At 75.8% G+C, this 21889-nt stretch carries 20 protein-coding genes; 15 read left to right on the plus strand and 5 right to left on the minus strand.

Going from position 1 to position 21889, the window contains the following annotated elements:
• Nucleotides 1-13: 13 nt before the first annotated feature.
• A complete protein-coding gene (locus O2W17_RS13775) occupies nucleotides 14-1591 on the minus strand; it encodes a DEAD/DEAH box helicase (protein WP_269192989.1) in 1578 nt (525 codons plus the stop codon).
• A 457-nt stretch (nucleotides 1592-2048) separates the two neighbouring features.
• Here O2W17_RS13775 and O2W17_RS13780 point away from each other — a divergent pair, with 457 nt between their 5' ends.
• A complete protein-coding gene (locus tag O2W17_RS13780) occupies nucleotides 2049-2699 on the plus strand; it encodes a ferritin-like fold-containing protein (protein ID WP_269192990.1) in 651 nt (216 codons plus the stop codon).
• Between the two features lie 175 nt (nucleotides 2700-2874).
• On the opposite strand, the gene O2W17_RS13785 is transcribed toward O2W17_RS13780, so the two are convergent.
• Both O2W17_RS13785 and O2W17_RS13790 read right to left on the minus strand, forming a co-directional pair.
• Complete coding sequence (locus O2W17_RS13785; protein ID WP_104528871.1) at nucleotides 2875-3117, minus strand: DUF3107 domain-containing protein; 243 nt, start codon at nucleotides 3115-3117, stop codon at nucleotides 2875-2877.
• A gap of 96 nt (nucleotides 3118-3213) precedes the next feature.
• Nucleotides 3214-3858 (minus strand): TetR/AcrR family transcriptional regulator, encoded by a 645-nt coding sequence (locus tag O2W17_RS13790; protein WP_269192991.1) that lies wholly within the window; start codon nucleotides 3856-3858, stop codon nucleotides 3214-3216.
• A gap of 71 nt (nucleotides 3859-3929) precedes the next feature.
• Here O2W17_RS13790 and O2W17_RS13795 point away from each other — a divergent pair, with 71 nt between their 5' ends.
• The 11 genes from O2W17_RS13795 (at nucleotide 3930) to O2W17_RS13845 (ending at nucleotide 17115) form a co-directional block, all read left to right on the plus strand.
• Nucleotides 3930-4991 carry an alpha/beta fold hydrolase gene (locus O2W17_RS13795; RefSeq protein ID WP_269192992.1) on the plus strand — a complete coding sequence of 354 codons (1062 nt, stop codon included), beginning with the start codon at nucleotides 3930-3932 and terminating at the stop codon, nucleotides 4989-4991.
• 113 nt (nucleotides 4992-5104) lie between these two features.
• Nucleotides 5105-5938, plus strand: a complete 834-nt coding sequence (locus tag O2W17_RS13800) for a DUF3152 domain-containing protein (protein WP_269192993.1) — start codon at nucleotides 5105-5107, stop codon at nucleotides 5936-5938.
• 182 nt (nucleotides 5939-6120) lie between these two features.
• Nucleotides 6121-7281 (plus strand): adenylyltransferase/sulfurtransferase MoeZ, encoded by a 1161-nt coding sequence (moeZ, locus tag O2W17_RS13805; RefSeq protein ID WP_269192994.1) that lies wholly within the window; start codon nucleotides 6121-6123, stop codon nucleotides 7279-7281.
• Between the two features lie 138 nt (nucleotides 7282-7419).
• Nucleotides 7420-8007, plus strand: a complete 588-nt coding sequence (locus O2W17_RS13810) for a TIGR03086 family metal-binding protein (RefSeq protein ID WP_269192995.1) — start codon at nucleotides 7420-7422, stop codon at nucleotides 8005-8007.
• An 86-nt stretch (nucleotides 8008-8093) separates the two neighbouring features.
• On the plus strand, nucleotides 8094-8387 hold the full coding sequence (locus tag O2W17_RS13815) for an MGMT family protein (RefSeq protein ID WP_269192996.1): 294 nt from the start codon (nucleotides 8094-8096) through the stop codon (nucleotides 8385-8387).
• A 135-nt stretch (nucleotides 8388-8522) separates the two neighbouring features.
• Nucleotides 8523-9269: a biosynthetic peptidoglycan transglycosylase gene (locus O2W17_RS13820; RefSeq protein WP_269192997.1), complete on the plus strand. Its 747-nt coding sequence runs from the start codon at nucleotides 8523-8525 to the stop codon at nucleotides 9267-9269.
• Between the two features lie 183 nt (nucleotides 9270-9452).
• A complete protein-coding gene (locus O2W17_RS13825; RefSeq protein ID WP_269192998.1) occupies nucleotides 9453-9614 on the plus strand; it encodes a hypothetical protein in 162 nt (53 codons plus the stop codon).
• Between the two features lie 71 nt (nucleotides 9615-9685).
• Nucleotides 9686-12868, plus strand: a complete 3183-nt coding sequence (locus O2W17_RS13830; RefSeq protein WP_269192999.1) for an ATP-dependent helicase — start codon at nucleotides 9686-9688, stop codon at nucleotides 12866-12868.
• Nucleotides 12865-16197 carry an ATP-dependent helicase gene (locus O2W17_RS13835; RefSeq protein ID WP_269193000.1) on the plus strand — a complete coding sequence of 1111 codons (3333 nt, stop codon included), beginning with the start codon at nucleotides 12865-12867 and terminating at the stop codon, nucleotides 16195-16197. The genes O2W17_RS13830 and O2W17_RS13835 overlap by 4 nt, the downstream gene beginning before the upstream one ends.
• A 71-nt stretch (nucleotides 16198-16268) precedes the next feature.
• The gene (locus O2W17_RS13840) at nucleotides 16269-16664 is read left to right on the plus strand and encodes a hypothetical protein (protein WP_269193001.1); all 396 of its coding nucleotides are present in this window, start codon (nucleotides 16269-16271) and stop codon (nucleotides 16662-16664) included.
• 67 nt (nucleotides 16665-16731) lie between these two features.
• Nucleotides 16732-17115 carry a VOC family protein gene (locus O2W17_RS13845; RefSeq protein WP_269193002.1) on the plus strand — a complete coding sequence of 128 codons (384 nt, stop codon included), beginning with the start codon at nucleotides 16732-16734 and terminating at the stop codon, nucleotides 17113-17115.
• A gap of 30 nt (nucleotides 17116-17145) precedes the next feature.
• On the opposite strand, the gene O2W17_RS13850 is transcribed toward O2W17_RS13845, so the two are convergent.
• A complete protein-coding gene (locus tag O2W17_RS13850; RefSeq protein ID WP_269193003.1) occupies nucleotides 17146-17997 on the minus strand; it encodes an alpha/beta fold hydrolase in 852 nt (283 codons plus the stop codon).
• 78 nt (nucleotides 17998-18075) lie between these two features.
• Between O2W17_RS13850 and O2W17_RS13855 the strand changes: the two genes are divergently transcribed.
• The 3 genes from O2W17_RS13855 to O2W17_RS13865 are packed head-to-tail and all read left to right on the plus strand — an operon-like array spanning nucleotide 18076 to nucleotide 20974.
• Complete coding sequence (locus O2W17_RS13855; protein WP_269193004.1) at nucleotides 18076-19041, plus strand: metallophosphoesterase family protein; 966 nt, start codon at nucleotides 18076-18078, stop codon at nucleotides 19039-19041.
• Nucleotides 19038-19565 (plus strand): hypothetical protein, encoded by a 528-nt coding sequence (locus tag O2W17_RS13860; RefSeq protein ID WP_269193005.1) that lies wholly within the window; start codon nucleotides 19038-19040, stop codon nucleotides 19563-19565. Before O2W17_RS13855 ends, O2W17_RS13860 begins: the two co-directional genes overlap by 4 nt.
• On the plus strand, nucleotides 19562-20974 hold the full coding sequence (locus O2W17_RS13865) for a dipeptidase (protein WP_269193006.1): 1413 nt from the start codon (nucleotides 19562-19564) through the stop codon (nucleotides 20972-20974). The genes O2W17_RS13860 and O2W17_RS13865 overlap by 4 nt, the downstream gene beginning before the upstream one ends.
• 133 nt (nucleotides 20975-21107) lie before the next feature.
• Here O2W17_RS13865 and O2W17_RS13870 read toward each other — a convergent pair whose 3' ends face one another.
• Complete coding sequence (locus O2W17_RS13870) at nucleotides 21108-21887, minus strand: putative protein N(5)-glutamine methyltransferase (protein WP_269193007.1); 780 nt, start codon at nucleotides 21885-21887, stop codon at nucleotides 21108-21110.
• Nucleotides 21888-21889: the final 2 nt, after the last annotated feature.

Below are 21889 nucleotides of genomic sequence, written 5' to 3' on the forward strand. Positions count from 1 at the left end.
ACGGCCACCGGGACTACTCGGTGGGCGCGGCGCCGGCGTCCGGGCCGGGGGTACCGCCGCCGGCGTCGGAGCCGCTGCGACCGGCACCGCCGCGACGGCGACGACGGCGGCGCGGCTTGCCGCTGCCGCCCTCGGCCGGGGCCTCGCCGCCGGACGCGGACGCCGCGGAGGAGTCGGTGCCCACGGCCGCCTCGTCGGAGCCACCGCTGCTGCGGGTGCGACGGCGGGGACGGCTCTTGCCCCCGCCGGCCGGCTTGTCGTCCTCGGCGGTCCGGCCTCCCGGCCCGCGCGAGTCGTCGCCGCGGCCGGCCGGGCGGTTCCGCTTGCCGGTCTCGCCGAGGTCCTCGACGGTCTCGGCCTCGAGGCCCTCGCGGGTGCGCTGGGAGCGGGGCAGCCGGCCCTTGGCCGTCTCGGGGACGTCCAGGTCGGTGTAGACCCACGGCGAGGTCGAGTAGGTCTCCGGCGGGTCGTCGAAGCCCAGGTCGAGCGCCTTGTTGATCAGCTGCCAGCGGGGGATGTCGTCCCAGTCGACCAGCGTGACCGCGACCCCGGTGCTGCCCGCGCGGCCGGTGCGGCCGATGCGGTGCACGTAGGTCTTCTCGTCCTCGGGGCACTGGTAGTTGACGACGTGGCTGACGCCGGTGACGTCGATGCCGCGGGCGGCGACGTCGGTGGCGACCAGCACGTCGACCTTGCCGCTCCGGAAGGCGCGCAGCGCCTGCTCGCGGGCGCCCTGCCCGAGGTCGCCGTGCACGGCGGCGGCGGCGAAGCCGCGGTCGACCAGCTCGTCGGAGACCTTCTGCGCGGTCCGCTTGGTGCGGCAGAAGACCATCACCAGGCCGCGGTCGCGGGACTGCAGCACGCGGGAGAGCAGCTCCGGCTTGTCGAGGTTGTGCGCCCGGTAGATGAACTGGGTGGTCTGCGGGACCGTCGAGCCCTCGTCGTTGCCGTGGGCGCGGATGTGCGTCGGCTGGGTCATGAACGATCGGGACAGCGTCACGATCGGGCCGGGCATCGTGGCCGAGAAGAGCATCGTCTGCCGCTTCACCGGGACCATCGCGAGGATCCGCTCGATGTCGGGGAGGAAGCCGAGGTCGAGCATCTCGTCGGCCTCGTCCAGGACGAGGACCTTGACCTTGCCCAGGATCAGGTCGCCGCGCTGGGCGAGGTCCAGCAGCCGGCCGGGCGTGCCGACGACGATCTCGACGCCGTTGCGCAGCGACTCGATCTGCGGCTCGAAGGCGCGACCGCCGTAGATGGCCTGCACCCGGATGCCGCGCCTGGCGCCGGCGGCGCCCAGGTCGCGGGAGACCTGCACGCAGAGTTCCCGGGTGGGGACGACGACGAGCGCCTGCGGCACGCCGTCGCCGCCCTCGCCCGCGGGGACGACGCGCTGCAGCATCGGGACGCCGAAGCCGAGGGTCTTGCCGGTGCCGGTGCGCGCCTGGCCGATGAGGTCGTTGCCGGCCAGCGCGAGGGGGAGCGTGAGCTCCTGGATGGCGAAGGTGCGGTGGATGCCCACCTCGGCCAGCGCCGCGACGATGTCCGGGTGGACGTCGAAGTCGCTGAACAGCGGGCTGTCGGGCGCCACGGGTGCGCCGCCGAGCTCCTCGACGGCCTGCTCGAGCTCCTCCGGGGCCGGGGCGCCGGTCTCGGCGCGGTCGAGCGCGGCGGCGGGCGCGGTGGCGTCGGACGTGGTGTCGGGGGTGTTCGTGTCGGTGGAGGTCAGTGCTCTCGCCTCTGGTCGGCTGGGGGACCGGCTCCGGCGGCGGCGGTGCCGCCTCGTGCCCGTCCGCGGTCGGATGTCGCGGGATGAGTTCCAGCGCCGACGCGGCCAGCAAGACCGGGCGTGAACACGTCCGGGAGACGGCCCCGGGGGGCGTCGTCCAGCGGTCGTCAGCGCACAGATACACGAGCGTGCCCGAAGGCTCGCCGATTCCATGCTAGCGCGGCCAGCGGTTAGCCTCTCGGCGCCGCGCTCCCCGCTGCCGGACGGATCACCCGTCCGGGGCGCGCGGGCCCCTGCCGTCGAGCCCCCAGGAGTTGCCGTGCCACCGGTCGAGAACGCGGCCGTCGCCGACCTCCTGGGCGTGCTCGCCTACGCCGAGCTGACCGCCTTCGACCGGCTCGCCGAGGACGCCCGGATGGCGCCGACCCTCACCGGCCGGGCCGCGCTGGCCCGCATGGCCGCCGCCGAGATCGGCCACTACGCGCAGCTGAGCGCCCGGCTCACCGAGCTGGGCGTCGACCCGGCCGCGGCCATGGCGCCGTTCGTGTCGGCGCTGGACACCTTCCACGAGAGCACCCGGCCGAGCACCTGGCTCGAGGGGCTGGTCAAGGCCTACGTGGGGGACGGCCTGGCGACCGACTTCTACCGGGAGATCGCCGGCTTCCTCCCCGAGCCCGACCGCGGCCTCGTGCTCGAGGTGCTGGACGACACCGGGCACGCCGACTTCGCCGTCCGGGAGGTGCGCGCCGCGATCGCCGCCGACCGCGCGGTCGCCGGCCGGCTGGCGCTGTGGGGCCGCCGGCTCGTCGGCGAGGCCATGACGCGCTCGCAGGCGGTCATCGCCGAGCACGACCGGCTGGCCGACCTCATCGTCTCCGGTACCGGTGACCTGTCGGGCATCGGCCGGCTCATCGAGCGGATCACCGACGCCCACACCGCGCGGATGAGGGCCCTGGGTCTGAACCCGTGACGCGATGACGCTGTCGGCCTCCGGCCGACACCGCGGCCAGGTGCCGTCCCTCGTCGTGTGGAGCGCGTCCGTCGTGCCTGCGCGGACCCCTCCGGGGCCCACTCGGCACGACCACGCACGGAGGGGCGCTCCCGCGCAGTGCGGGAACGCCCCTCCGTGGTGCTGGGTCCTGAAATCAGCTACCGGTGCCGGCGATGAACCCGACGCGCCGCTGGTCGGCCTGCGCGATCTCCACGTAGGCGATCCGGTCGACGGGGACGAGGACCTGGCGGCCCCGCTCGTCGACCAGGGTGAGCAGGCCGTCCTTGGTCGAGCCCGACATGGCCTTGGCCACCTCGGTTGCGATCTCGTCAGGGGTCTTGGGGCTGTCGATGACCAGCTCCTTGGGCGAGTGCTGGACGCCGATCTTGACTTCCACGTGGGCGATGCCTCCTCGGTTCGCGACTGGCTTCAACGCTAGTCCAGGCGCCGGTGCCGGGAGCGGTCGAGCGGGTGCGCCGTCAGCGAACGCCGCTCAGGCCGGCGGCTGGTCGCCGTCCACGCGGGGGAAGCCGGAGATGCCACGCCAGGCCAGCGCGGACATCAGGGCGACCGCCTCGTCGCGGGAGACCGTGCCCTTGCTGGGCAGCCACCAGCGCGCGCTCCTCTCGGAGAGCCCGGTCAGCCCGGAGGCGAGCAGCAGGGCGCGCTCGGGGTCGACGCCGGTGTCGGCCGCGATCACCTCGGCGATCGCCTCCGCGCAGACGCGGGAGCCCCGGTCGACGATGGCCCGGACGTCCTCGTCGTTGCGCAGGTCGGACTCGAAGACCAGCCGGAACGCCTCGCCGTCGGCGTCGATGAAGTCGAAGTACGCCCCGACGGCGGCGTTCACGCGGGCCCGGTTGTCGGCGGTGCCGCCCATCGCCTGGCGGACCCGCTCGGCCAGCGACGAGACGTGCTCCTCGAGCAGGGCCAGGTACAGCTCGCGCTTGCCCGGGAAGTGCTGGTAGAGCACCGGCTTGCTGACCCCCGCCCGGACGGCGATGTCGTCCATCGCCGCGGCGTGGAAGCCCTGGGCGACGAAGACGTCCTGGGCGGCGCGCAGCAGCTGCAGGCGGCGGGCCCCGCGCGGCAGTCGGGAGGTGCGCCGGTTGACCGCGGCGGGAGATGAGGGCTGCATGGCAGGGGGCATGCTACCGGCGGGTTCCCGGCCGGGAGGACGGGCCGCACGCAGCGTTACCTTCGCGGGTGATGTCCGACGCCGAGCTGTCCGCCACCCCGCTGCCGACGACGGCTGCCGTGATCCCGCCCTGGCCCGGGGCGGAGGTCCCCGTCCGGGGCGGAGCGGTGTTCGTCCGGCGCACCCCCTGGACCGGTCCGGTCGACCGCGGCGACGCCGACGGCGACCGGCTCGCGACGGCGCCGAGGGAGCGCGCGCTCTACGTCCACGGCCTCGGCGGCGCCTCCACCAACTGGACCGATCTGGCCGCGCTGCTGGCGGTCCGCCTCGACGGCTGGGCGGTCGATCTCCCCGGCTTCGGGCGGTCGCGGCCCCTGGCGCGCGGGCGGTACTCCGTCCGCAGCCACGTGCGCGCCGTCGTCGACGTGCTGGAGCACGTCGTCGCCGAGCCGGGGGAGGGCGCCGGCCGCCCCGTGCACCTGGTCGGCAATTCCCTCGGTGGGTTGGTCAGCCTCCTGGTCGCGGCCTCGCGCCCCGACCTGGTGGCGACGCTGACGCTGGTGTCCCCGGCCATGCCGGTGTACCGCGTGCCGCCCGCCTTCAGCCGGGTGCTGCTGCTCCTCCTGGTGCCCGGGGTGCCGACGCTGGCGGAGCGCCGGCTGGCCGCCGTCCCGCCGGAGGAGAGCGTCCGGTCGATGGTGCGGACGTGCTTCGGGAACCCCGCCGCGGTGCCGCGCGAACGCATCGAGCAGGCCCTGCAGGAGATGCACGAGCGGGCGGGGCAGCCCTGGGCCGACCGGGCGCTGGCCCGGAGCATGCGCGGGCTGATCACCTCCTACCTGCGCCTCGGCCCGGCCAACGCCTGGCGGACCGCCCGCGGGCTGCGGATGCCCGTCCTGGTCGTCTGGGGTGGCCGGGACCGGCTGGTCGACCCGGCGCTGGCGCCCCGGCTGGCCGCGACCGTGCCGGACGGCCGCGTCCTCGTGCTCGACGGCGTCGGGCACGTCGCGATGCTCGAGGCGCCCGAGCCGACGGCGCGTGCGGTGCTCGGGATGGTCGAGGCCCGACCCGCCGACCGGGACGCGGCGGGACCCTCGGTTGTCGCCGACACGCGACGCAGCGTGAGACGCTGACCCCACCGGGGCGGAGCGACGGAGCAGGAGGACGGCCGGTGGGCGGACGGCTGACCGACGGTCGGCCCGCGTCGCGTCGAGGGCCGCTGGTCGCGCACGCGGAGCCCCGCCCGGTGCGCCCTGCTCGCGGCAGCGTCCGGTCCGGGCGCCGGCTGACCCGGTTCGTGCGACGCCACGGCTGGCGTGCCTACGCCATCCCCGTCCTCGCCCTCGCCACGATCGCCGTCCTGGTCGACCTGGCGCTCAACCCACCCGGCTCGGCCCCGGCGACCCCCGCCGCCGGGCAGGCGCCCGCGACGACGGCGCCGGTCACCGCACCGCCCGCCGCGCAGCCGGTCGCACCGTCGGTCGAGCCCGCGGTCCCCGCGGAGGGCGACGCCGGCCCGACCGGGATCCCCGCACCGCTCACCGCGGAGCAGTACGTGGAGCAGGGGGCGGGCAGCCTCACCGTCGTCGACGGCGGCTCCGAGGTCTACGGCACGGGCCCGCTGCAGCGCTTCGTCGTCGAGGTGGAGGACGGCATCGGGGTGGACGGCGCGGCCTTCGCCCAGGACGTCACCACGACGCTGGCCGACCCGCGGTCCTGGGGCAACGACGGCCGGCGGTCCCTGCAGCGGGTGGGGCCCGGTGCCGACTTCGACTTCCGGGTCAGCCTGGTCAGCCCGGGCAGCATGGAGCGGTACTGTCCGGGCGTCGGCACGGGTGGCTACACGTCCTGCCGGTACGGGGACCGCGCGGTCATCAACCTCGCCCGCTGGGCCACGGCCGTCCCGCACTACGGCGGGGACCTGGCGACCTACCGGCAGTACGTGGTCAACCACGAGGTCGGCCACGTGTTCGGCAACGGGCACGAGAAGTGCCCCGGCCCCGGTCAGCTCGCCCCGGTCATGCAGCAGCAGACGCTCACCCTGGACGCCTGCGTCAAGAACGCCTGGCCCTTCCCCTGACGCCGGGCCCGTCCCCTGACGCCGGGCCCGTCCCCTGACGCCGGGCCCGTCCCCTGACGCCGGGCACCGGACGCGGGCGCCGGGATTACGCGGGGCCGGGATTACGCGGGGCCGGCACGCTGTTGTGCCCACCGAACGCCGGCCCCGTTGCGGGCCGCTGTCCGCGACCAAGAGGAGCAAGCGTGACCCTGCCACCCCTGGTGGAGCCCGCGGCCGACCTGTCCATCGACGAGGTCCGCCGGTACAGCCGCCACCTGATCATCCCCGACGTCGGGATGGACGGGCAGAAGCGTCTGAAGAACGCCAAGGTGCTCGCCGTCGGCGCCGGCGGCCTCGGCTCGCCGGTGCTGATGTACCTGGCCGCGGCCGGTGTCGGGACCCTGGGCATCGTCGAGTTCGACACCGTCGACGAGTCCAACCTGCAGCGCCAGATCATCCACGGGCAGTCCGACGTCGGCCGGTCGAAGGCCGAGAGCGCGCGGGACTCCATCAAGGAGATCAACCCGCTGATCGACGTCCGGCTGCACGAGACGCGGCTGGACAGCGAGAACGTGCTCGACATCTTCCGCGAGTACGACCTCATCGTCGACGGCACGGACAACTTCGCCACGCGGTACCTAGTGAACGACGCGTGCGTGCTGCTGGACAAGCCCTACGTCTGGGGCTCGATCTACCGCTTCGACGGTCAGGTCTCGGTCTTCTGGAACGAGCACGGCCCCAACTACCGCGACCTCTACCCGGTGCCCCCGCCGCCCGGAATGGTGCCCTCGTGCGCCGAGGGCGGCGTGCTCGGCGTGCTCTGCGCGACCGTCGGCGCCATCCAGGCGACCGAGGCGGTCAAGCTGATCACGGGCATCGGCGAGACGCTGCTCGGCCGGCTCATGGTCTACGACGCCCTGGAGATGACCTTCCGCACGATCAAGGTGCGCAAGGACCCCGAGGGTGAGCCGATCACCGGCCTCATCGACTACGAGGCGTTCTGCGGCGTGGTCTCCGAGGAGGCCCAGCTGGCGGCCGCGGGCTCGACGATCACCGTCGACGAGCTCAAGGACATGATGGACGCCGGCAAGGACTTCGAGCTGATCGACGTCCGCGAGCCCAACGAGTACGAGATCGTCTCGATCCCCGGCGCGAAGCTCATCCCCAAGGACGAGATCCTCTCCGGCCGGGCGCTGGCCCAGCTGCCGCAGGACAGGCCGATCGTGCTGCACTGCAAGACCGGTGTGCGGTCGGCCGAGGCGCTGGCGGCGATCAAGAACGCCGGCTTCAAGGACGCGGTGCACGTCCAGGGCGGCGTGACGGCGTGGGCCACCCGCATCGACAAGGCGCTGCCCACGTACTGACGCAGGATCCCCTCGCCCCCCGACCCTCGCTCCGCTCGGGCCGGGGCCCTGCGAGGGGGCCGTTCCAGCACCTCACCGGGGCCCGGTCCGCTTCTTCCAGGAGAGGCGGGCCGGGCCCTCGGCATGTTCACTGGCCGCATGGCCGACTTCTCGCCCGTCGAGCTCCTGGAGCTCTTCCAGCGCGCCCAGAACCAGTTCACCGACCGGGTCGACGCCGTCGCGCCGGACCAGTGGGAGGACGAGGCGCTGCCCGGGTGGACGGTCGCCGACCTCGTCGCGCACCTGGTGGGCGAGGCGCTGTGGGTGCCCCCGCTGCTGGCCGGCGAGCCCGTCGACCTCGTCGACGGCCGCTTCCCCGACAGCACTCCCGACCTGCTGGGCGACGACCCGCTGCTCGGCTGGGAGTCCGCGGCCGACGGCGCGCTGTCGGCGTTCGCCGAGGACGAGGGCCTGATCCGCACCGTGCACCTGTCGCGGGGCCCGACGCCCAGCGCCGAGTACATCGTCGAGATGACCACCGACCTCACCGTGCACGCGTGGGACCTGGCCCGCGCCACCGACGGCGACACCGAGCTGGACGGCGAGCTGGTGACCGCCGCCCTGGTCTACGCCGAGCGGCTCCCGGAGGACGGCGTGCCCGGGCTGTTCGACCCGCCGCTGGACGTCTCCGCGGCCGCGTCGCCGCAGACCCGGTTGCTGGCCCGGTTCGGCCGCAAGGACTTCTGAGGCCCTGCCGGTAGCGATGGCCGGCAGCCGGACATCTCGCCGCTGCGAATGTCCGGTCGAGGAGCATCGCTTGCGATGATCGTCAGGTGGCCCAGGACGCTGTCGACGTCGACGAGGCCGTCTTCGACGCGGTGGAGCGGATCCCGCGGGGGCGGGTGAGCACCTACGGCGCCATCGGCCGGCTGGTCGGCATCGGGCCGCGCCGGGTGGCGCGGGCGCTGAGCTCCGGCGGGGCGGCGGTGCCCTGGTACCGGGTGCTGCGCGCCGACGGCTCGGCCGCGGAGCCGGTGCGCGCCCGCCAGCTGGAGCTGCTGGCCGGCGAGGGGGTGCCGTCCCGCAACGGCAAGGTGGACCTGGCTGCGGTCGGCTGGCCCGACTGATCCGCCCGGCATCATCCCGGCGCGTAGGCCCCCGGGATGATGACGGGCGTGGCGGAACGGCCCGTCGGGACGATGTGGCCGGCGGGCCGTCCGGTGTGGACTGACCGGGTGCTGCTGTCGAGCCCCGGAAGTGCCGTGCACCCGTCCGCGACGTCCGCCCGCCCCGCCCGGTCGAGGGCGGCGCGGTGGCTCCGGCGCGGCGGCCGTGCGCTGGCCGCCCTGGTCGTCGTCCTGACCGCGGGGTTCGCCGTCGGCTGGGCGGCGACGCCGGGCGTGGGGGACGCCGAGCAGCGGGTGGCCGAGCGGCTGGCCGAGCACGGCGGGACGCCGCTGGCGGCCGAGGTGCCGCCGAGGATCGCCGCCGCGCTGCTCGCCACCGAGGACAGCCGCTTCCACGCGCACCCCGGCATCGACTGGCGGGGCGCCCTGCGCGCACCGCTGGAACTGGTGACCGGCCGGGACCAGGGCGGGTCGACGATCCACCAGCAGCTGGCGCGGGTCGTCTACGAGGACGGCGCCACCGACGTGCCCGCCAAGGTCCGGGCGGTGGTGCTGGCGGTCAAGGTCGACCGCGCGTGGAGCGACGAGGAGATCCTGCGGATGTACCTGGACGCCGTCTACTTCGGGCACGGGTTCCACGGCGTGCGCGCCGCGGCCGAGGGGTACTTCGGCCGGGCACCCGACGAGCTGGACTGGGCGCAGGCGACGGTGCTCGTCGGGCTGGTCCAGGCGCCGAGCGGCTACGACCCGTTCGTCCACCCGGAGCGGGCTGCGGCGCGGCAGTCGCACGTCCTCGGCCGGCTCGTCGCCATGGGGGCGCTGGAACGCGCCGAGGCCGACGACGTCGCCGCCCGGCCGTGGGGGCTCGTCGGGGGAGGCTGAGGCCGCGTGCGGGGCCGGTAGGAGCGGCTCCGGTCCCGGCCGGCTCCCCGGGGCCGCTGGTCCGCGGGCTCCCGGATGTCACGCGCCGACCGATCGCGTTGCCGGTACGTGTCCGGCAACCTCGTGCGGACCAGTTCGCCGCGCCACCTTCAGTTCCCGGTGGTCCGTGCCGATCCGGGGTGCATGAACACGATGGCGTGCCGGGCGGTCGCCCAGGCCGGGCTGGTCGCTGGAACCGCGTCGCTGGACCACGAGCAGGCGTGGCCGCTGCTCCTGGTCGCCGGCTGGCTGACCACCGCGACCGATCTCATGCTCGAGGCGGCCCTGCTCGACTCGTTCGGCTGACCGGGCGGTCTCCCTCCCCACCCGTTCCGCCCCGTCCCCGGACCGTCGTACCCCCGTGCTTCCATCGGGGGGTGGCACAGCACGGGGGTGAGAGAGGTCCGGTCTACCGGCTGCTCCCGGGGGAGCCGCTGCGCACGTCGGCGCCGCGGCTCGACCCGACCCAGCAGGCGGTCGTCGACCACCCCGGCGGGCCGCTGCTCGTGCTCGCCGGCCCCGGTACCGGCAAGACGACCACGATCGTCGAGGCCGTCGCCCGCCGCATCGACGCCGGGGTCGATCCCGAGCAGATCCTCGTCCTCACCTTCAGCCGCAAGGCCGCGGCCGAGCTGCGCACCCGGATCACCGCGCGGGTCGCGCGCACCATCCGCGAGCCGCTGGCCCGCACCTTCCACTCCTACGCCTACGGCGTGCTGCGCCGCGCCGCCGTGCTGCGGGGCGACCCGCCGCCGCGCCTGCTCACCTCCGCGGAGCAGGACGCGGTCGTGGCCGAGCTGCTGCGCGGCGACGCCGAGGGCGTGGGCACCGTCCGCTGGCCCGACGAGCTCGCGCCGGCGCTGGGTACGGAGGGCTTCCGGGCGGAGCTGCGCGAGCTGCTCATGCGCGCGACCGAGCGGGGTGTGGGCCCCGCGCGCCTGGCCGCCTGGGGCCGGGAGACCGGCCGCGAGCACTGGGTGCACGCCGCCGCGTTCCAGCAGCAGTACGAGAACGTCAGCGACTTCTGGGTCGCCTCCCGCGGCGACGCCTCCGGTTACGACCCGGCGGAGCTGGTCCGCCAGGCCATCCTGGAGCTGAGCGGGGACCCGGAGCTGCTGCGCCAGGAGCGCGAGCGGGCCAGCTGGCTGTTCGTCGACGAGTACCAGGACACCGACCCGGCGCAGGTCGAGCTGCTGGCGCTGCTGGCCGGTGGCGGCGGCAACCTGGTCGCGGTCGGCGACCCGGACCAGTCCATCTACGCCTTCCGCGGTGCCGAGCCCCGCGGGATCGTGGAGTTCCCCGACCGCTTCCGGCACACCGACGGCCGCGCGGCCGGCCGGCTCTCGCTGGGCGTCTGCCGGCGGTCGGGGGAGGAGCTGCTGCGGATCAGCCGGACGGTGGCCGAGGGGCTGCCCGGCCCGTGGGAGCACCGCCGGCTGACGGCGGGGGAGTCGACGCCCCCGGGCGCGGCGGAGGTGCACGTCTTCGGGTCCGCCGCGGTCGAGGCCGCCTACGTCGCCGACGTCCTGCGCCGGGCGCACCTGCTCGACGGCGTGCCGTGGTCGCAGATGGCCGTGGTCGTCCGCACCGCCGGGGTGCTCGGTCCGTTCCGCCGGGCGCTGGCGTCCGCCGGCGTGCCGGTCACCGTCTCCACCGACGACCTGCCGCTGGCCGCGCAGCCCGCGGTCGCCCCCTTCCTGCACGCGCTGTCGGCGCTGCTGCCGCGTCCCGACGGCGAGCCCACGGGGCTCGACGAGCCGGGCGCCGAGGCGCTGCTGGCCTCCCCGCTGGGCGGCGCGACGGTGCTGGACCTCCGGCGGCTGCGCCGCGCGGTGCGGGTGGCCCAGGCCAGGCGGGGCATCGACGCCGCCGAGCGGGGGACGCCGCTGGCCGACGCCCTCAGCGACGAGGCGCTGCTCGAGGCGCTGCCCGAGCACCTGGCCCGGTCGGCCGCCCGGGTGGCCGCGGTCATGGCCGCCGGCCGGCTGGCGCTCGCGCACGACGGCACCGCCGAGGACGTGCTGTGGGCGATGTGGCAGCGCAGCGGGCTGGCGGGTCGCTGGGCGCGGGCCAGCGCCGCCGGCGGGCCGACGGGAGCCGTGGCCGACCGCGACCTGGACGCCGTCGTCGCCCTGTTCGACGCCGCCGCCGGCTTCGTCGACCGGCTGCCGTCGGCCGACGTCCGGGCCTTCGTCGCCCACCTGTCGGCACAGGAGCTGCCGGGCGACACCGGCGCGGCGCGGGCGGCCGCCGGCGAGACCGTCCGGTTGCTCACCGCGCACGCCGCCAAGGGCCTGGAGTGGGACGTGGTCTGCGTCTCCGGCGTGCAGGAGGGCGTCTGGCCCGACCTGCGGGAGCGGGCCTCGCTGCTCGGTGCGGAGGTGCTGGTCGAGAAGGCCGCAGGTGTCGACGCCGCCGGCACCGACCGCCGCACGCTGGCGCTGGCCGAAGAGCGCCGGCTGTTCTACGTGGCCACCACCCGCGCCCGGCTGCGGCTCGTCGTCACCGCGATCGAGGGCGCGCTGGACGGCGCGGACGCGGGCGCCACCGCCTCCCGGTTCCTGGACCTGGTCGAGCCGCCCCCCGCCGACGGCCGCCCGCTCACCGAGCTGCCCCGGGCGCTCACCCTGCCGGCGCTGGTCGCCGAGCTGCGCCGGGCGGTCACCGATCCGCAGACGCCCCCGGGCCGGCGCTCCGCGGCGGCGGCGCTGCTCCGCCGGCTGGCCGACGAGGGCGTGGCCGGTGCCGCGCCAGCCCGCTGGTGGGGGCTCGCGCCGCTGTCGGACGACGCACCGCTGATCCCCGAGGAGGAGCCGGTGCGGGTGCGGCCCTCGGCCATCGAGACCTTCCAGCGCTGCCCGCTGCGCTGGGTGCTCGGCGCGGTCGGCGCCGAGGCCTCGCCCGACGCCACCCGCACCGTCGGGACGGCGGTGCACGCGGTCGCCCAGCAGGTCGCCGAGGGGCTGCCGCCGGTCGATGCGCGCGCGGTGCTGGACGCCGAGCTGGACCAGCTCGACCTCGGTCCCGGCTGGGCCGACCAGCGGCAGCGCGTCCAGGCCCAGGACATGCTCGACCGCTTCCTCCGCTGGCACGCCGCGAACGACCGGGAGCTGCTCACGGCGGAGGGCGACGTCGACGTCGTGGTCGGCCGGGCGCGCATCCGCGGTCAGGTGGACCGCCTGGAGCGGGACGCCGAGGGGCGCCTGGTGGTCGTCGACCTCAAGACGGGGAAGACCGCGGCCAGGAACACCGAGGAGCACGGCCAGCTGGCCGCCTACCAGGTGGCGGTCGCCGCGGGCGGGTTCGCCGAGCACGGCACGGTGCCCGGCGGCGCCGCGCTGCTGCAGGTCGGCACCGGGGCGAAGGCCAAGGAGCAGCACCAGGAGCCGTTGCCCGCCGACGTGCCGCTGGACGAGACCTGGGCGGGCCGGCTGGTGGCCGAGGTCGGGGACGGGATGGGGGCCGGCACCTTCGAGGTGCGCACCGGCACCCACTGCGCGCGGTGCCCGGCCCGGCGCAGCTGCCCGCTGCAGGAGCGCGGACGGCAGGTGACCGGATGAGCGACGACGGCCAGCTGTCCTTCGACGACCTCCTGCCGGAGGAGCCGGCACCGCGGCAGGCGCCGCGCCGGCTGCTCACCCCGGCGGAGGTGGCCGAGCGCTGCGGGCTCTCCTACGCGCCGTCCGGCGAGCAGGCCGGCGTCGTCCGCGCGCCCACCGACCGGCCGCTGGTGGTGGTCGCCGGCGCCGGCTCCGGCAAGACCGAGACGATGGCCGCCCGGGTGTCCTACCTGGTCGCCAACCGGATCGTGGAGCCCGAGGCGATCCTCGGCCTCACCTTCACCCGCAAGGCCGCCAGCGAGCTCAACGAGCGGATCCGGCTCCGGCTGGGCGCCCTCGCCCGGCACCCGGACACCGAGGACGAGCTGCGCGAGCGCCTCGCCATCGCCCAGCCGACGGTCTCGACCTACCACGGGTACGCCGCGTCGCTGGTGGCCGAGCACGGGCTGCGGATCGGCGTGGAGCCCGGCGCCGGTGTGCTCGGGCCGGCCATGTGCTGGGGTCAGGCGGCGACGGTCGTCGCGGCCTGGACCGGCGACATGTCCGACGTCCCGCTGACGCTGCTCACCACGGTGGAGGACGTGCTCGCCCTCGCCGGTGAGATGGGCGAGCACGACGTCACCTCCGCCGCGCTGCGGACCTGGACGGCGCGGCTCGAGGCGCAGATCGCCGGCTACCCCGACGCCCCGAAGAAGCGGGGCCCCTACGCCGCGGTCACCGAGCTGCTCGCCCGGCAGCGGGCCCGGGTGGCGCTGCTGCCGCTGGTCGAGGCGTTCGAGGCCCGCAAGCGGGCGATGGGCTCCATCGACTACGCCGACCAGGTGTCCTACGCCGCGCGGATCGCCGTCGCCTCGCCCGAGGTCGGCCGCCGGGAGCGGGCGCGCTGGCAGGTGGTGCTGCTGGACGAGTACCAGGACACCAGCGTCGGCCAGCTGCGCATGCTCGAGGCGCTGTTCGGCGGCGACACCGGCCACCCCGTGCTGGCCGTCGGCGACCCCCGGCAGTCGATCTACGGCTGGCGGGGCGCGTCCGCCGGCACGATCGAGCGGTTCGCCCGCACCTTCCCGGGCCGTCCCGGTCGCGGCGCCGAGCGGCTGACGCTGGCCACCAGCTGGCGCAACGACGAGGCGGTGCTGGCCGTCGCCAACGCGGTCTCGGGAATGCTCCCCGAGCCGTCCCAGCCGCTGCCCGACCTGGCTCCCGCACCCACCGCCGGCCGCGGCGCGGTCACCGTCGGGCTGTACGAGACCGTGGCCGACGAGACGGCCGCGCTCGCCGACCGGTTCGCGGCCTGCTGGGAGGGCCGGGACCTCGCCCTGTCGCCACGGTCCGACGGACAGCACCCCTCCATGGCGGTGCTGGTGCGCACCCGCAAGCAGCTGCCGGGCATCGCCGCCGCGCTGCGCGAGCGGGGGCTGCCCGTCGAGGTGGTGGGGCTGGGCGGGCTGCTCGAGGTGCCCGAGGTGTCCGACGTCGTCGCCACCCTCACCGTGCTGGTCGACCCCACCGCGGGGGACGCGATGGGGCGGCTGCTCACCGGCGCCCGCTGGCGGATCGGCCCGCGCGACCTCGCCGCGCTCGAGGCCCGCGCCCGAACGCTGGTGCACTCGCGCCGCCCCGCGCGCCCGGCCGACGACGGGCAGCCGGCCGGGAGCCCGGCCGCCGTCGAGCCGCCGCAGGAGCGCGGCAGCATCGTCGAGGCGCTGGACGACCTCGGCGACGCCGCCCAGTACTCGCCGACCGGCTACCGGCGGCTGCGGCGGCTGGGCGGCGAGCTCGCCCACCTGCGCACGCGGATCGGCGACTCGCTGCCCGACCTGGTCGACGAGGTGGCCCGCACCCTCGGGCTGGAGACCGAGCTCGCCAGCGCACCGGGGATCAGCCCGGCCGGTGCGCGGGCGCACCTGGACGCCTTGCACGGCGTCGCCGCGGAGTTCACCGAGCTGGCCGAGCTGCCCTCGCTGCCCGCCTTCCTGGGCTACCTGCGCGACGCAGAGGAGCGCGAGCGCGGGCTGGAGCCCGGCGAGGTGGCCGTCAACGCCGAGGCGGTGCAGCTGCTCACCGGCCACTCCGCGAAGGGGCTCGAGTGGGACGTCGTCGCCGTGCCGGGGATGACCGTCGACCAGTTCCCCGCGCGCAGCAACGCCAGCGACTCGTGGATCAAGGACCCGGGCGCCGTCCCGGTCGACCTGCGGCTCACCGACCGCGCGGAGCTGCCCCGCCTTGAGCTGCCCGTCCCCGGGTCCGGCGACCAGGCAGTGGTCCGGGACGCGCTGGAGGAGTACGTCCAGGACTGGAAGGACTTCGGCCGCGACGAGGAGATCCGGCTCGGCTACGTCGCCGTCACCCGGGCCAAGCGGCTGCTGCTGTGCTCGGGGAGCTGGTGGCGCGAGGGGATCAAGCCGTGCGGGCCGTCGTCCCTGCTGCACACCGCCAAGGAGGCCTGCGAGGCCGGTGCCGGCACCGTCGTGCACTGGGCACCCGCACCGGAGGACGGCGCCACCAACCCGGCGCTGGAGGAGTGGCCGGTCGGGATGTGGCCGGTCGATCCGCTGTCGGTGCCGCGCCGTCGCGCGCTGACCGCCGCCGCCCAGCTGGTCGAGGGCGCCGCGCCGCACCCGCTGGACCCCGAGCGCAGCCTCGGCGAGCCCGACGAGCTGGTCGACCAGTGGGTCCGCGACGCCGACCTGCTGCTCCGCGAGCGCGCCGCCGCCGCCCGCCCGACCGTGGAGGTGCCGCTGCCGTCCCACCTGTCGGTGTCGGCGCTGGTCACGCTGCGGCGGGACCCGGCCGAGCTGGCCCGCCGGCTGCGCCGCCCGATACCCGCCGCGCCCGCCCCGCAGGCGCGCCGGGGAACCGCCTTCCACGCCTGGCTGGAGGAGCGGTTCGGCGCCGCGCGCCTGGTCGACCTGGACGAGCTCCCCGGCTCCGGTGACGAGCTGGCCGCACCCGACGACCAGCTCGAGGAGCTGCGGGCCGCCTTCCTCGCCAGCGAGTGGGCCGACCGCCAGCCGGTCGAGGTCGAGGTGCCGTTCGAGACACCGCTGGGCCCGTTGACCCTGCGCGGCCGGATCGACGCGGTCTTCCGGCGGGAGGACGGCGGCTACGAGGTCATCGACTGGAAGACCGGGCCCCCGCCGTCCGGCGCGGAGCTGGCCGCGGTCGGCGTTCAGCTGGCCGCCTACCGGCTGGGCTGGTCACGGCTCACCGGGGTGCCGGTGGAGCGGGTCAGCGCCGGCTTCCACCACGTCGCGGCCAAGGAGACGATCCGCCCCGTCGACCTGCTCGACGAGGCCGGCCTGCTCGCCCTGGTCACCGGGACGGCCTGACCGAGGTGCTCGGGGGGAACGGGGTTGCCCGGACGGGACGGGCAGGCGGGAACCGGTGGCGGCGTCGCGCCGTGGCGATCGTCATCGCATCGAGCGCGCTGCCGCTCCTGACCGCGTGCGGTGGCGGCGAGGTGGTCTCGGCAGGCGAGGTGACCGTCCTCGTCTCCGAGCAGTCAGAGGCCGGCATGGACGCGCTCGGTGGTGGCCGGCTGGTGGTCGTCGGTGGCTGCCTCGGGGCCGGCGGCTACGTGATCGTCTGGCCCTCCGGCACCGAGGTGGTCCACGAGGACCCGGTGACGATCGACGTCCCCGGCCTGGGCACCTACGGCCTCGGTGACGAGGTGGAGGTCGCAGGTGGCTTCGTCCTCGAGCACTCCTCCCAGGAGGTGGAGCCCGGTCCCTTCGACGTCGCCGGGGTGACCGTCCCAGCCGGGTGCGCGGAGCACGACGTCTTCCTCGCTCGCTGACGAGGGCCCCTGCCCGCAGGACCGCCGCACGCAGCGGACACCCCGTCGGTTGGACCAGGATGTCGCCATGGACGTCCTGAGCAGCCGCATCCTGCTGCGACCGTCGGACACCCGGCGGTCGCAGTCGTTCTACCGCGACGTCCTGGGGCTGGCGGTGTACCGCGAGTTCGGCCCGGCGGAGCACCAGGGAGTGGTGTTCTTCCTGGGCAACGGGCTGCTGGAGGTCTCCGGCCGGTCGGCGGAACGCCCGGCGGGCCTGGCCCTGTGGCTCCAGGTCCGGGACGTCGCCGCCGAGCACCGTCGTCTGGCGGCGGCCGGCGTGACGGTCACCCAGCCGCCCCGGTTGGAGCCGTGGGGACTGGTCGAGATGTGGGTCGAGGACCCCGACGGCGTCCGGATCGTGCTGGTCGAGATCCCCGAGGACCACCCCCTGCGCCGCGACCAGCGCTGAGCGGACGCGCCGCAGCGGACCGGCCCGGCGTCAGCTCGAGGCGATGCGGTCCAGGATCGCGGCGGCCAGCTGCTCGGGAGCCTGCTCCGGGATCCAGTGCGTGATGCCCGGCAGCTCGACGAAGCGGTAGTCGCCGCTGACGAACTCCGCGCACGCCTCGGCGGCGGTGCGGCCGATCGCGACGTCGGCGTCGCTCCACACGTAGGTGGTCGGGACCTCGACCTTGTCCACGCGGATGTCCGAGCTCATCGCGCGGTACCAGTTGAGCGCCGCGGTCAGCGCCCCCGGCGCGGACAGCGCCGCCACGTACTCGTCGGCGGCCTCGGGGGAGACCCCCGTCTCGCCCTCGGCGCCCAGCAGCATCCGCCGCAGCCGCCGGCCGTCGTCGGCGAGCAGCACCTCCTCGGCCTTGCCCGGCTGCCAGAACAGCCGGATGTAGGCCGACCGCTCCTTCTGCTCCGGGTCGATGCGGAAGGCCGCGGTGTAGGCGGCCGGGTGCGGCACCGACACCGCCGTCAGCGACCGCACCCGGTCGCTGTGCCAGGCGGCGACGGTCCACGCCACGTTCGCGCCCCAGTCGTGCCCGACGACGTCGGCCACCGGGATGTCGAGCGCCGTCATCAGGTCCGCCGTCACCTGCGCCAGGTTCTGCATGGCGTAGGCCTCCACCTCGGCGGGCCGCGCGCCGGGGGAGTAGCCCAGCTGGTCCGGCGCGTAGGTGCGCAGCCCGGCCTGCGTCAGCAGCGGCGTCACCGCAGCCCAGGACGCGGACGTCTGCGGGAAGCCGTGCAGCAGCAGCACCGGCCGGCCGTCCTCGGGGCCGTCCACGCGCACGTCGAAGGTCAGGTCGCCGACATCGGTCCGCAGCAGCTGTCCGGGCATGCCCCGGACGCTAACGGTCCCGCGCGGAGACCGCGCCCTCCGGGAACGTCCCGGCGGCGTCGCCGCGTTGGACTCCACATGCCGTTGACCCGACGACAGTTCCTCGCCGCGGCTGCCGGCGTGGGCGGGGCGGCCCTCACCGGTGGGGTCCTCGCCGACCAGGTCTGGCCGCTGCTCAGCCGGGAGGACCTCGTCCCCGGCCGCACGCCCGAGCTCGTCCTGCCCCGGCAGGCCTGGACGACGACGCCCGACCGGCTGACCTTCGCCGCCGTCGGCGACACCGGCACCGGCGGCAGGCAGGCGGTCGCCGTGGCCGCACGGATGGCGCAGGGCTACGAGGAGAACCCGTACGGGCTGATCACCCACCTCGGTGACATCTGCTACTACGGCAAGATCGAGGACCGGTTCGAGGACGTCTTCCTCCGCCCCTACGGCCCGCTGATCCAGGCCGGGGTGGACGTCGAGCTGGCCATCGGCAACCACGACGGCGAGGTCTACTTCAGCGACGCCCGGCTGGAGGAGATCGAGACCGAGCTGCGCCTGCTGGGCACGCCGGCGCGCTACTACCGGTCCACCCACGGTCCGGTGGACTTCTTCTACCTCGACTCCAGCATGCCGGGCCTGTTCGGCGACGACGCCTCGGCCCAGCTCGACTGGCTCGACGACGCCCTCACCACCTCGGCGAGTCAGTGGAAGGTCGTCTGCCTGCACCACCCGCCGTACTCCTCGGGCCGCCACGGGGCGACGCCGGGAGCCGAGGAGGCGCTCGTCCCGGTCCTGGAGCGGCACGCCGTCGACCTGGTGCTGACCGGCCACGACCACAACTACGAACGCACCGTGCCGCTGAACGGGATCACCTACGTGGTCAGCGGCGGCGGGGCGAAGCTCACCCCGGTGCGCCCGACCCGGATCACCGCGGCGGCCGCGTCGGTGCTGCAGTACCTGCACGTCGAGGTCGACGGCGACCGGCTGACCGCCCGGTGCATCCGCCCTGACGGCGGCGTGGTCGACCGGTTCACCCTGCGGGCCCGCGAGGGCCGGTGAGCACGCGGGTGCGGGCGGCCCGCGCCGTCCGAGAGGGCGCGGCCGCCGGCTACGGGGCGGCCGCGGTCGGCGTCGTCGTCGCCCCGGCCCTGATCCTCGACTCGACCGCGACGGGGGGCGGGGTCGCCCCGTCCTGGCAGGCGTGGGACCTGTTCGCGGTGAGCGCGGTCCTCGGGCTCGGCTACGGGATCGTCTGCTACCGGCGGCTGCGCCGGCAGTCGACGATGACCCGCTCCCGCCCGAACGTCTGGATCGCCGCGATGCACGCCCTCGTGGCGCTGGCCCTGCTCTCCTCGCTGCTGCTCGCCGTCGTCCTGCACGAGCTGGGGGACATGCAGGCGCCGCTGGCCGGCCAGGAGTGGTCGCTGCTCGCTCTCTGGGGCGGCGTGCAGCTGCTCGCGGTCGCGGCCGCCGAGGGGGTCGAGCGGGGCGTGTTCCGCTGGCTCACCAGCCCGGAACGCCGCGCGGCGGCCGGACACGGCGAACGACCCGTCCCGGCCCGGCACTACCGTCGGGGACCGTGACCAGCGCCGAACGCGACTTCGTCCTCGACCACCTCGACGAGCTGCACGCCGATCTCGACGCCTGGTTGCGCATCCCGTCGATCTCCGCCGACCCCGCGCACGCCCGCGACGTCGCCGCCAGCGCCACGTGGCTCGCCGACGCACTTCGCCGCGTCGGCTTCCCGACCGTCGAGATCTGGCCGACCCCCGGCGCGCCCGCGGTCTTCGCCGAGTGGCCGTCGGCCGACGCCGGCGCCCCCGTCGCGCTGGTCTACGGCCACCACGACGTCCAGCCGGTCGATCCGCTGGAGCTGTGGGAGCACCCGCCGTTCGAGCCGACCCGGGTGGAGGGCCCGGACGGCCCGGAGCTGCACGCCCGCGGCGCGATCGACGACAAGGGCAACGTCGCCTTCCACCTGCTCGGCATCCGCGCCCACCTCGCCGCCACCGGCCGGGACACCCCCGCAGTCACCGTCAAGCTGCTGGTCGAGGGCGAGGAGGAGTCCGGCTCCCCGCACTTCGCCGCCCTGCTGCAGGAGCGGCGCGACCGGCTGGCCTGCGACGTCGTCGTCGTGAGCGACACGGGCATGGCCGCGCCCGACGTGCCCAGCGCGGTCACCGCCATGCGTGGCCTGGCCGACGCCGAGATCACCCTGCGCGGGCCGGCGGTCGACCTGCACTCCGGCTCGTTCGGCGGTGCCGTCCCCAACCCGCTGCACGCCCTCGCCGAGCTGGTGGCGGAGCTGCACGACGACCAGGGGCGGGTCACCCTGCCCGGGTTCTACGACAAGGTGCGGCCGCTGACCGACCGCGAGCGGGAGCTGATGAGCCGGGTGCCCTTCGACGAGCATGCCTGGCTCGCCGGCCCGGCCGCCTCCCGGGCGACGTTCGGCGAGGCCGGCTACAGCACGCTCGAGCGCACCGGCGCCCGGCCCACCGCCGAGGTCAACGGCATGTGGGGCGGCTACACCGGGCCCGGCCACAAGACGATCATCCCGGCCGAGGCGCACGCCAAGATCACCTTCCGGCTGGTCTCCGACCAGCGTCCGGAGGACGTCGGGCCGATGCTGCGCGACTGGGTGGCGGCCCACGTCCCGGCCGGCATCGAGGCCGAGGTGCACACCCCGCCCGGCGGCGTCTCGCCCTGCGCCAGCGACCTGGACTCCCCGGCGATGGGCGCGCTGCTGTCGGCCATCGGCCAGGCCTTCGACACCGCGCCGGAGGACGTGCTGTTCACCCGGGAGGGCGGCAGCGGCCCGGAGGCCGACCTGGTCGAGGCGCTGGGGGCCCCGCTGCTGTTCCTCGGCGCAGGCCTGCCCACCGACCGCATCCACTCGCCCAACGAGCGGGTGCTGCTGCCGATGCTCCACCGCGGCGCCGAGGCCGCCGCACACCTGTGGCGCGAGCTGGCGGCCGCGCGACTGCGCTAGTGGTCGTGGCCGGCCGACGTCCCGCTCGGGCGAGCCGACCGGGCAGTGTGCGGCGACGGCGCGTTTCCAGCGGGGAACCCGCCCTCGACGCACATCGCCACCGGACCCGCCCGCCGGGGCCCTGGCGCGGCCGCTACGGACGGCGGCCGACGACGACGGTCGCCCCCAGGTCGTCGTCGGTGACCACCCGGACGGCCAGCCCGGCGGTGGTGACGACGTCGACCGCGGTCCCGGTCTGGCCCTCGCCGCACTCGAACAGCACCGCGCCGCCGCCGGCCAGCCACGCAGGGGCGTCGGCGACCACGCGGCGGACGAGCGCCAGGCCGTCCGCACCGCCGTCGAGGGCGATCCGCGGCTCGTGGTCGCGCGCCTCCGGCGGCATCAGCGGGATCACGGCGGTGGGCACGTACGGCACGTTCGCGGTGAGGACGGCGACCCGCCCCGCCAGCTCCCCGGGGAGCGCGGCGAACAGGTCGCCCTCGTGCACCGGCACGCCGGGCAGGTTCCGCCGGGCGCAGCGCACCGCCGCGGGGTCGACGTCGGCGGCGTGCAGGTCGATCCCCGGGACGGCGGCGGCCACCGCCGCCCCCACCGCGCCGGTGCCGCAGCACAGGTCGACGACGACGGCGCCGGGGCGGGCGAGCGCGACCGCCTCGCGGACCACCAGCCCGGTCCGCCGGCGGGGCACGAAGACCCCGGGCGCCACCGCGATCCGCAGGCCGCAGAACTCCGCCCAGCCCACCAGCTGCTCCAGCGGCGTCCCGGCCACCCGCCGGTCGACCAGCCGGGAGAGCTCCCGGGGGTCGCGGGCCGCGGCCACGAGCAGCACGGCCTCCTCCTCGGCGAACACGCACCCGGCCCCGCGCAGCCGCTGGACGACCGCGTGGTCCGGCGGCGCTGGTCCCGGGTGCACGG

This window comes from Blastococcus sp. VKM Ac-2987, from assembly GCF_026967805.1.
Classification (GTDB): domain Bacteria; phylum Actinomycetota; class Actinomycetes; order Mycobacteriales; family Geodermatophilaceae; genus Blastococcus.

Bases quoted from the DNA above. Each gene is read 5' to 3' on its own strand.
- O2W17_RS13810 (WP_269192995.1), top strand. From the start codon at position 7,420: ATGGCCGACTTCTCGCCCGTCGAGCTCCTGGAGCTCTTCCAGCGCGCC.
- O2W17_RS13845 (WP_269193002.1), top strand. From the start codon at position 16,732: ATGGACGTCCTGAGCAGCCGCATCCTGCTGCGACCGTCGGACACCCGG.
- O2W17_RS13825 (WP_269192998.1), top strand. From the start codon at position 9,453: ATGAACACGATGGCGTGCCGGGCGGTCGCCCAGGCCGGGCTGGTCGCT.
- O2W17_RS13850 (WP_269193003.1), bottom strand. From the start codon at position 17,997: ATGCCCGGACAGCTGCTGCGGACCGATGTCGGCGACCTGACCTTCGAC.
- O2W17_RS13855 (WP_269193004.1), top strand. From the start codon at position 18,076: ATGCCGTTGACCCGACGACAGTTCCTCGCCGCGGCTGCCGGCGTGGGC.
- O2W17_RS13790 (WP_269192991.1), bottom strand. From the start codon at position 3,858: ATGCAGCCCTCATCTCCCGCCGCGGTCAACCGGCGCACCTCCCGACTG.
- O2W17_RS13835 (WP_269193000.1), top strand. From the start codon at position 12,865: ATGAGCGACGACGGCCAGCTGTCCTTCGACGACCTCCTGCCGGAGGAG.
- O2W17_RS13795 (WP_269192992.1), top strand. From the start codon at position 3,930: ATGTCCGACGCCGAGCTGTCCGCCACCCCGCTGCCGACGACGGCTGCC.